Raw genomic sequence first — 9,428 nt, forward strand, 5'->3', positions numbered from 1 at the left:
TGGTATGTGTCATTGGTTTTTCGCACCAGATATCTTTACCCGCATTGGCGGCATCAACAGCCATAATCCCATGCCAGTGCGGCGGCGTTGCAATGTGTACAATATCCACCTCTGGCAATTGTATCAGCTCCCTGTAATCGCTAAATGTTTTTACGCCTTTATCCAACATGGCAGCAGCCTGTTTAAGGTGATTCTGGTCAACATCACAGATGGCAACTACCTGGGTATCTTCGTAGCCGAAATGGCCCCTGCCCATACCACCAACGCCAATTACGGCTTTGGTCAATTTATCGCTCGGGGCAAGGTAACCTTGTCCACCCAATACATAACGTGGTACAATGGTAAAAGTGGCCAGGCCAATTGCAGTTTTTTTGATAAAATCCCGCCTGGAACTGGCTTGTTTTTGTGGTTCTTTTTTAGTTTTCATTTTGGTTAGGGTGTTGTATAAATATACCGATACGGCCGGTTACGCCGTAATGGTTAGGGTATATTATTAGCTTAATGTTAGTAAGAAAATATTATAAAGGCAAAACATCAATGATTTCTTTACGTATTAAAAAAACTTTAATAAATTTTTAATAGAAGTTAATTATATTTATCAAAACATTGTTGCTAACCAAATGAATCTTAACCTATTAAATCACTTATCGGTTGCACCCAACGATAAGCAGTCGGTTTATAAACACAAGCTGATCAAACACCTCTTTAACATGGGGGCAGCTTCAGTTTCGGGCCTTTGCGGGGTGATGGATATGAGCACACCCAGCGTGCTAAAATTATTAACGGCGCTGATTGCTGAAGGTTGGGCAGAGAAAAAAGGCTTTGGCATATCCATCGGTGGGCGTAAACCTGATCTTTACCGCTTAAAAGACAAAAAAATCCTCATCCTTTGTATTGATATTGAACTGTTCAGTACCAAAGTTGCCGTTATCGACAACAACTATAATTTTATCTCGGAGGTTAAAACCTTTCTGCTCCCAATATCTAAAAGCAGGACGGATTTTTTCCATATTTTAAAAACACATTTACGTGATTTCCTCACTTCTTCAGCAATTAACAGCAAACAGTTAATAGGTTGTAGCGTAGGCATGCCCGGTTTAATTGATGCCGAAAAAGGCGAAAACTACAGTTACTTTTTAAGCGACGGGGAAAATATTTCTTTAACTGCAGCTTTTGAAAAGATCCTGAACCTACCTGTAGTGATCCAGAACGACGTGAATGGTTCATCAATGGCCGAATTTACACACGGAATGGCCAAAGGCAAAAAAAATGTACTGGTTCTGTTAATGGATTGGGGCGTTGGCCTGGGTATAATTATGGACGGAAAACTGAGGCAGGGCAACTGTGGTTTTTCGGGAGAGCTGGGCCATATTCCTTTTATTGAAAACGGAGCATTGTGCTACTGCGGCAAGCACGGTTGTTTAGAAACCATTGCTTCAGGAAATGCCCTTTCGGAAATGGCTAAAGAAGGTATTTTATCGGGCAAAAATTCAATGCTCAGCCAGCTGAGCAAGGAGGAACTGGAAAGGATCGAACCTGCGGTGATTATTAAAGCCGCCAATAAAGGCGATCAGTATGCGATCCAATTATTATCGAATGTTGGCACCTATATGGGAAAGGGCATATCGATGCTGATCCAGTTATTTAATCCTGAACTGATTATTTTAAGCGGAAAAATTGCCGAAGCAAAACAATACATTACCTTACCAATGCAACAGGCCATTAATATGTATTGTATGACTCAGATTAGAGAAAAAACAACTATTATATCATCTGATTTAGGAGAAAATTCGAGGTTATTGGGTTATACGGCATCGGGTATTGAACAGTTTTTGGAAGCTTATGCCACAAAAGTTAAAAAGCCAAAGAAATGAAGATGTAAATTGGCTCAAACTGCCCTAAAATTGTCTTTTATCTATCCCTTATTTTATCGTAAATGCATTAGTTTTGTTTGGCAAAATATAAAATAGACCATCTATGGAAACCTATCAAAAAGCTGGAAAAGAAGTTGTAAACGGCATCAATATGTATTATGAGATTTATGGTGAAGGAGAAATCCCGCTTGTGCTGATCCATGGCGGTGGTTCTACCATACAATCAACCTTCGGCAGATTGATCCCTTTTTTAGTTAAAACAGGTAAAATAATTGCAGTTGAACTTCAGGCGCATGGGCGCACCAGCGACCGCGATGAGGCTGAATCTTTTGCTCAGGATGCTAAAGACGTAACTACCCTGTTAAAACAGCTTAAAATAGCAAAGGCAAATTTTTTAGGTTTCAGCAATGGTGGCACAACAACTTTAAATATTGCCGCACACTATCCTGATGTGGTAAATAAAATCGTCGTTATTTCTGCTAATTATCAGCGGGAAGGTTTGATTGACGGTTTTTATAATGGCTTTGGGGATGCTACTATCGATCACATGCCTGAAGCACTAAAAACTTCTTTTCTGGAAGTTAATCCTGATCAAAATGCATTGCAAACGATGTTCGAAAAGGATAAACAACGAATGTTAGATTTTGTTGACCTAAGCGATAATGATATCAGCGGAATTAAATCGCCGGCCCTTTTAATGGTTGCCGACCGCGATGTGATCAAACCCGAGCATGTGGTTAAAATGCATAGATTGATTGCAAATTCGCAACTGGTTATTCTGCCCGGTTTCCATGGCGCCATGATCGGCGAAAACCTTAATCCTGATGTAAGCGATAAAACGATCGGATTTACGGCTCACCTGATCGAAACTTTTTTGAACGGATAAATACGAATCAGCAGGCGAAATGAAAAAAAGATTAGCGGCACTAATTAAAATCGCCGGTACATTAGGCTTAGCCCAAATTGATCTGGATACAGCAACCGAATTTTTATTTCACCAGGAATACGGACTTTGTTTTGATACAATTGTAACCCAAATGGACGAAAATAATATCCATATTGATGTTAGCACTTATGAAGCTATATCTGAAGTAGCTAAGGCACTCAAAATTAACGCAGAGGATTATTCTTATATAAAAGATCTGATTATAAATTGAGCAAATGCCTATAAAATTACCATCTCCTGATTAAGCTTTTAATATCTTTGGCATATGGAACACATATTGGATAATCCGATTTATCATGCCTTAATTTCCGGCCATGGCCACCTGGCAAAAGGTGTTGATGGGGTAAAATATTATACAGAAGATATTACTGCTTTTGCCGGCCTAAAGGATAATTCGCTGGAAAATCTGGAAACACTCTATCAGATCAGTGCGCCAGATAGTCTGTTTGTATTTTTTAGCAAAACCCCTGTCGAAATACCCGAAAAGTGGAAATTACTAACACACATCGATATGTTCCAACTGGTTTTCCGTGGATCGGAGATTCCTATTGCAGATGCTTCAGGATTAACAGAACTTGATGTAGCCCATGTCCCGGAAATGATGGATCTTGTAGAATTGACCAAGCCAGGACCTTTTTTGGCAAAAACTATCGAGTTGAGTAATTATACGGGCATATTTGTAGATGGAAAACTGGCCTCAATGGCTGGGCATCGTTTTTTCCCCAGCCCTTACCGCGAATTAAGTGCCGTTTGCACCCATCCCGATTATTTGGGCAAAGGATATGCTTTCAAAATTTTACAGGAACAGATTAAACGTATTTTGCTCCGTAACGAAACCCCTTTTCTGCATGTACGCAACGATAACGAAGGAGCCGTTAAACTCTATCAAAAATTGGGTTTCGAAATCAGGACCGATATGATTGCCTATGTAATCAAAAAAGAGCTTTCTTAAGCAAAGGGAGAATGTTTCTAAATAGAAATCTAACCAAAAATTACGGTTTTTATGGCTTAGTTTTGCGGCATAACAAACAAAACATGTCTAAAACAAAACTTACCATTAACAATAACGGCTCTGTTAAAATTGAGGGCGATTTCGAAATTGTAGATAGAAACGGAAACGTTTATGGCTTACAGGGCAGAGAAGTATTATCGATCTGCCGTTGTGGTTTATCAAAAAACAAACCTTTTTGCGATGGCGCACATAATGGCCATTTTGAGCATGAGGCCATTGCTTTTGATCTTCCTCCTAAAAAAGTTTAAGCAATAAATAAATTATCATTATTATTCTTTTTACCATATAAGACATTTAAGAAACATATAAGCTAACATGTTCTTATATTTCTTATATGGTGAAGCCTTTACGCATAAGTAAAGGATAATATTTAATGTTCTGGTTAGCTGAGTTCTAAACTTTACATAATCTTTTAGAAAGCGAAAGCCTTATTTTTCATGGCGGGCTGCAGTCCCGCTTTCCCTCCTCCTGCCGTTTTAAAGCGGATTACGAATAAACAAACTTTCTGATAAAACGGCATCCGTACAATCGGGCTTAGTTCTGAACGGCCTGTTTTTACCACCGGGCATTAATAAACGATGTAAATCTTTTCCCGATGGCTTAAACCATTCATTTACAAATGAGTCATTAAGAAATGAAACCGATTTTACTACTGATTTTTGGTCTGGTTATTTCTTTTGCTGCGTTTGCGCAACGCGATACTATTCCAGACAGTACGGGCTACCGGGTTATTGAAAAATCGAAGCAGCTTTATCCAAAATTTTACAGGGAGTTTCAAAATATCAAAGCGAATGATCAATTGCTCAAAAAAATCAGATTTGTAAAACAGCAAGCTATGGGGCCGGCATTTGCATCACCAAAAGGGATCATTACCATTAATATCGATTATATCCTAACACCCCGCCCCAATTTTGATGATAACCGGTTAATTGTTGTACTTTATCACGAAGTTGGCCACCTGCATTATTACGTTACAACCAAACAGGCAGATTGGAATCCTGAAAACAGCGAAAAGGCCGCGTTTGAATATTCGCTGTTTAAAACCAAAGAACTTGCCGAAAAAGGCGATTGTTTACCACTTCAATCGGGCCTAACCTTTATGAAATTAAGAAGTGAAGGCACCAACCTTAAGGATCCGCACGTTAGGGCATTAAAAAGAATGGTTACCGAGCCGCTTTATGCCGGGTACCTGCAATATTCGGCTTTGAAGTGTAAATAACATCAAATTAAGTATACCCAATCTCAAACCGCTACAAAACAGATAAAAGTTTGAACAAACGTTTGTCTTTCTATTACTACAACCAGTATTTGTAGTATTTCTGCTCTTTCATAATAAAATTCCAAGGGTGTTCGACAAAAAAATGCATTCACTCGTAAACCAACATCCCATTTTTGGGGTATAAACATAGCAATCGCTGCCATCTAGGATTATTTTCCAAAAATATCCATCAAACGTTTGCGCGGAGTTTATCTCCCTGCTACCAATCCATTCTGTTTATATTGATTTGGCAATTAAACAAATCAGCAACAAGCACTTATGGTCTATCATTTACTAAAAAGCGTTAGTGTTCCTAATTATCCCTCTCCAGGTTTTCCATATCCCGAAATCTAAAATCCAATCCATACCTAAACATTTGATATCTAACCAATATTGAAAACAACCTAAACCTAAAAAAAATGAAAAAAATCGCCCTTTATGCCTGCATACTACTTGCAGGATTGAGTACGGCCTGTAGAAAAAACCAGATCGCAGAAAATCAGGAAAACCCGCCTGGTTTAAAAAACAAAACTTCATTGGTAAATCCAAATCTGGTTACCCAAACCCGTAACCTTAACCTGATTTATTTTGTACCGAACGATTTGGATACCTTGCCTAATTATAGAAAAAGATTGAGTGATTTGATGATATGGGGCCAAAACTGGTATAAAGGCGAGATGAACCGGAACGGCTACGGCAATAAAACCTTTGGCTTATTGCCTGATACGGCTACAGGTGGTGTAAAAATTATACTGATCAGGGGAAATCTGCCAAAAAGCAGTTATCCTTATTCAGGTGGGAGTGGCGCAGTAGCGAGCGAGATCAACGCTTATTTTGCTGCCCATCCTACCGAAAAAACCAGTGATCATACGTTGATTATTATTCCCCGCTACAGTTTCCAACCAGATGGTACACCAAGCGGCGGACCTTTTTATGGAACAGGAAGATGGTGTTATGCACTCGATTATGAAGGCATGGATATTAAAAACTTGGGCAAGAGCGACGCGGATGGTAACCGTTTCAGTGTTTGGTTCGGAGGCATGATGCACGAGCTTGGCCATGGTTTAAACCTGCCGCACAATTGCCAGAAAGTTTCAGAAAATGCAACCTTGGGCATGGCCTTAATGTGGGCAGGTAACGGAACACTGGGTAAATCGCCAACCTTTTTAACGGCTACCGATGCGGCCGTTTTGAATGTAAACCAGATTTTTAATAACGACAATAAAACCTATTACGGTGCGGTTACGGCAAGTATTGATAAAATCCATGCCAGTTACTCTACAACCAAAAGTGCCTTCATTGTATCCGGAAAATATTCTACCAGCGTTAAGGTAAACAGCGTTGTGTATTATAACGACCCAAATGTAAATAACGAAGGTACCGGGGTAAACCACGATTATAATGCCACCACCTGGGAATCTAAATCAATCGGTTTGGATAGTTTTTATGTCGAAATGCCCATTTCCGACCTGCAATATAAATCAGATGGAATCCCTTATGAGCTGAAAGTAAAACTGGTGCACGAAAACGGAAATGTAACCGAAACCATTTACAATTATACATTTGCCAGCGGCGTACCGGTTTTAACTTTCAGCACTCAAAACGAGTTGAGCAAAACAGGCTGGTCTATCGCCTCATTCAGTTCGGAAGAAACCAGCGGCGAAGGTACCGTAAACGGAAGGGCAGCAAAATTGATCGATGGCAGTTCGGCTACCTACTGGCACTCGAGATGGACAAGTTCTGCAACCAGCTATCCACACAACATTGTGGTTGATCTGGGCTCGCTTAAAACCGCAAATGGATTAAGTTTAACACAGCGCAGCGGTTTATCACGGGCGGTTAAAAACTTTCAGGTATTAACCAGCACCGATGGCATTAACTTTACCGCTGTAAATAATTATGTGGCACAAAACACCAATGGAGCACAATATTTTAGCTTTGGCACAGCTAAATCGCTAAGATATTTTAAAGTTATTGTCAATTCTGCTTATGATGGCCTCCAGTTTGCAGCCCTTGCGGAATTAGGACTATACTAAAAAAACAAAAAGGATTTTAGACTTAGAGCTCCCCCGATTTTACATCGGTGGAGCTTTTTCTTTTAAATTATTTCTATTTCCCAATCAATATTTCCCTAATTTTAATCCCAAATTAATGCTTATCTCCATTACGTGAAAATTCCGGTCAACCTCTCCAAAACCCCGTATTTCTTTATTGCACTTATTTTCTGTTTTAACAGTTTATATGCCCAATCGCAAACAATTCAGCACACCAACCCGCAGGCTGCAGAAGAAAGCGTTCCTGTTCGGCAAATAGAATTTCTGGCATATGGTACCTTCGTTAATGAAACAAATATTACTGATGTATACCCTGTTGCTAAAACTGGAATAAGTAGACAAAATGCTATTGTATTTCCTCCTATCCCTCCTAAAAGGGTATGTGATCCCGATTTTGACCCAATGGCTACAAGTGCTCTACCAATTACCTACACTTCCAGCGAACCGGATGTTGCTGATATTATCAACGGGAAAATACATATTTATGGTCCTGGTGCGGCAACAATTACCGCAGACAATGGCATCGAAACTGCTAACCAATCGATATCTGTATCTGATATACAGAAGCCATTTATCCTGATTGCTAAAGCAACTACCGATATTTGTGAGGGATCGGAAGTATCTTTCCATGCCGAAACCGACCATGCGGGGGCAAACCCCAAATATATATGGCTGGTTAACGGAGAAGAAGTTGTTAATAATAGCAGTACTTACACTACAAGCACTTTAAAAGATAACGACCGCATTTCGCTCATTGTAGTAAATAACGATTATTGTGTTCCGATTTTTTCCGATCGCACCAACGATATTACCGTTTCGGTAACACCATACAGTTCTTTTGATGTTGAAATTTCAACAGCGACTACCGATCGTACCTGTGCCGGCACGCCGGTTACTTTTACGGCCAACACATCAGGCAATTCGGCTACAGTAACGGTAATTAAATGGTTTATTAACGGGCAGAACACCGGCGAAACAGGAGACACCTTTACCTCTTCTAAATTAAAAGATGCCGATATGGTTTCCTGTCAGGCTTTTGGCTCTGGCAAATGCCTTTTCAATGCCATTGCTTACTCCGACCCTGTTACGGTATCCATACGTAATGATTGTGAAATTACTGCACCAAATGCCTTTACCCCCAATGGCGATGGCGTAAACGATTACTGGCAGATTAGTGCCATTGCCGAAACAGACATGATTAAGGTATTCAACCGGAATGGAGCCATTGTATTTCAATCTAAGGGATATGCTGCACCCTGGGACGGAACATCAAACGGGAAGCCCATACCGGTTGGCACTTACTATTATCTTATTATTTCGAAGAACGGCGCAAAAAAGATATCGGGCAATGTTACCATTCTCCGTTAAGCCCCAACCCGCGATGGTGCCATACCAAAAGCCTTTTTAAAAGCAAACGAAAAATGCGAAAGATCTTTAAAACCCACCTCGAGGTATACATCCGATGATTTCCATCCTTTTTCGGTAATCAGGTAATAGGCATCGTTTAAACGCTTTTTCTGTAACCATCGGTTGGGCGAAAGGTTAAATATTTTTTCAAAATCCCTTTTAAAGGTAGCCAAACTCCTGCCTGTTAAGTAGGCAAAACGGCTGATATCCACATTGAATTTATAATTTGCATTCATATAGGCTTCCAGATCGATTTTGCCGGGTTCAGAAAAATCAAAAAGTACATCTTTCAGTACCGGATTGGTCTGCAATAAGATCATCACCGCTTCTTTAACTTTTAAATCAATTAAAGCCTGGTTAAGCCCATTATTTTCATCGAGATATGGCCATACCGATTCGATATAATTTTTCAGCAGGCCATTGGTTTCGAGTGCCAAACCTTTAATATCGTGGTTTGGTTTCTCCATCTGCAGGTTATATTCGCTGCTGATGCTGTGCAAAATCTCCTGATCAATGTTGATACTGATGGATTTAAACTCTCCTCCTGCCGGTGGATATTTGGTATAACGTGCCAGTTGGTTACGTCTGAAAAACCTGAAATCGCCATCGGAGAATGTAAATTTTTCATCCCCTATAAAAATCTCCGAAGTACCCGAAATTACCAGTCCTAAAGAATGGTTGGGTATAAACTGTTCACCCTCGCTGCTTTTTTGGGCGTAACAGGAAAACATAATATTTGGACGTTTTACTTGATTTGGCATGCTGATCAAATTTAAGGTTTTTTTAAGTATTGGCTAACACAGATTTTAACTCTCAATTCGTCATCTCGACCGAAACGCAGTGGAGCGCCCGCCTGCTTCGGGCAGGGAGAGATCTA

The 9,428-nt window shown here is 40.0% G+C and carries 10 protein-coding genes; 8 read left to right on the forward strand and 2 right to left on the reverse strand.

What is annotated here, in order from left to right:
• A partial coding sequence (locus B2V92_RS01815; RefSeq protein ID WP_293304302.1) for a Gfo/Idh/MocA family protein occupies nucleotides 1–427 on the reverse strand: 427 nt, incomplete at its 3' end.
• 193 nt (nucleotides 428–620) lie between these two features.
• Here B2V92_RS01815 and B2V92_RS01820 point away from each other — a divergent pair.
• The 8 genes from B2V92_RS01820 to B2V92_RS01855 all read left to right on the forward strand — a co-directional run bounded on the left by B2V92_RS01820 (nucleotide 621) and on the right by B2V92_RS01855 (nucleotide 8,512).
• Nucleotides 621–1,874 carry an ROK family protein gene (locus B2V92_RS01820; RefSeq protein ID WP_293304303.1) on the forward strand — a complete coding sequence of 418 codons (1,254 nt, stop codon included), beginning with the start codon at nucleotides 621–623 and terminating at the stop codon, nucleotides 1,872–1,874.
• A gap of 103 nt (nucleotides 1,875–1,977) precedes the next feature.
• Complete coding sequence (locus B2V92_RS01825) at nucleotides 1,978–2,760, forward strand: alpha/beta fold hydrolase (protein WP_293304305.1); 783 nt, start codon at nucleotides 1,978–1,980, stop codon at nucleotides 2,758–2,760.
• Between the two features lie 19 nt (nucleotides 2,761–2,779).
• On the forward strand, nucleotides 2,780–3,031 hold the full coding sequence (locus B2V92_RS01830) for a MafI family immunity protein (protein WP_293304306.1): 252 nt from the start codon (nucleotides 2,780–2,782) through the stop codon (nucleotides 3,029–3,031).
• Nucleotides 3,032–3,085: 54 nt separating this feature from the next.
• Complete coding sequence (locus B2V92_RS01835) at nucleotides 3,086–3,772, forward strand: GNAT family N-acetyltransferase (protein ID WP_293304307.1); 687 nt, start codon at nucleotides 3,086–3,088, stop codon at nucleotides 3,770–3,772.
• Nucleotides 3,773–3,855: 83 nt separating this feature from the next.
• Nucleotides 3,856–4,080 (forward strand): CDGSH iron-sulfur domain-containing protein, encoded by a 225-nt coding sequence (locus B2V92_RS01840; RefSeq protein ID WP_010600649.1) that lies wholly within the window; start codon nucleotides 3,856–3,858, stop codon nucleotides 4,078–4,080.
• Between the two features lie 386 nt (nucleotides 4,081–4,466).
• On the forward strand, nucleotides 4,467–5,051 hold the full coding sequence (locus B2V92_RS01845) for a hypothetical protein (RefSeq protein ID WP_293304318.1): 585 nt from the start codon (nucleotides 4,467–4,469) through the stop codon (nucleotides 5,049–5,051).
• A gap of 458 nt (nucleotides 5,052–5,509) precedes the next feature.
• On the forward strand, nucleotides 5,510–7,126 hold the full coding sequence (locus B2V92_RS01850; RefSeq protein ID WP_293304320.1) for a discoidin domain-containing protein: 1,617 nt from the start codon (nucleotides 5,510–5,512) through the stop codon (nucleotides 7,124–7,126).
• A 132-nt stretch (nucleotides 7,127–7,258) separates the two neighbouring features.
• Nucleotides 7,259–8,512, forward strand: a complete 1,254-nt coding sequence (locus B2V92_RS01855) for a gliding motility-associated C-terminal domain-containing protein (protein ID WP_293304321.1) — start codon at nucleotides 7,259–7,261, stop codon at nucleotides 8,510–8,512.
• Here the strand turns inward: B2V92_RS01855 and B2V92_RS01860 are convergent.
• Entirely contained in the window at nucleotides 8,509–9,312 is an 804-nt protein-coding gene (locus tag B2V92_RS01860; RefSeq protein WP_293304323.1) for a helix-turn-helix domain-containing protein, read from the reverse strand. The two genes, B2V92_RS01855 and B2V92_RS01860, sit on opposite strands and share 4 nt — an antisense overlap.
• Nucleotides 9,313–9,428 lie beyond the last annotated feature (116 nt).

Source organism: Pedobacter sp. UBA5917 (genome assembly GCF_002432345.1).
In the GTDB taxonomy this organism is placed as follows: Bacteria; Bacteroidota; Bacteroidia; order Sphingobacteriales; family Sphingobacteriaceae; genus Pedobacter.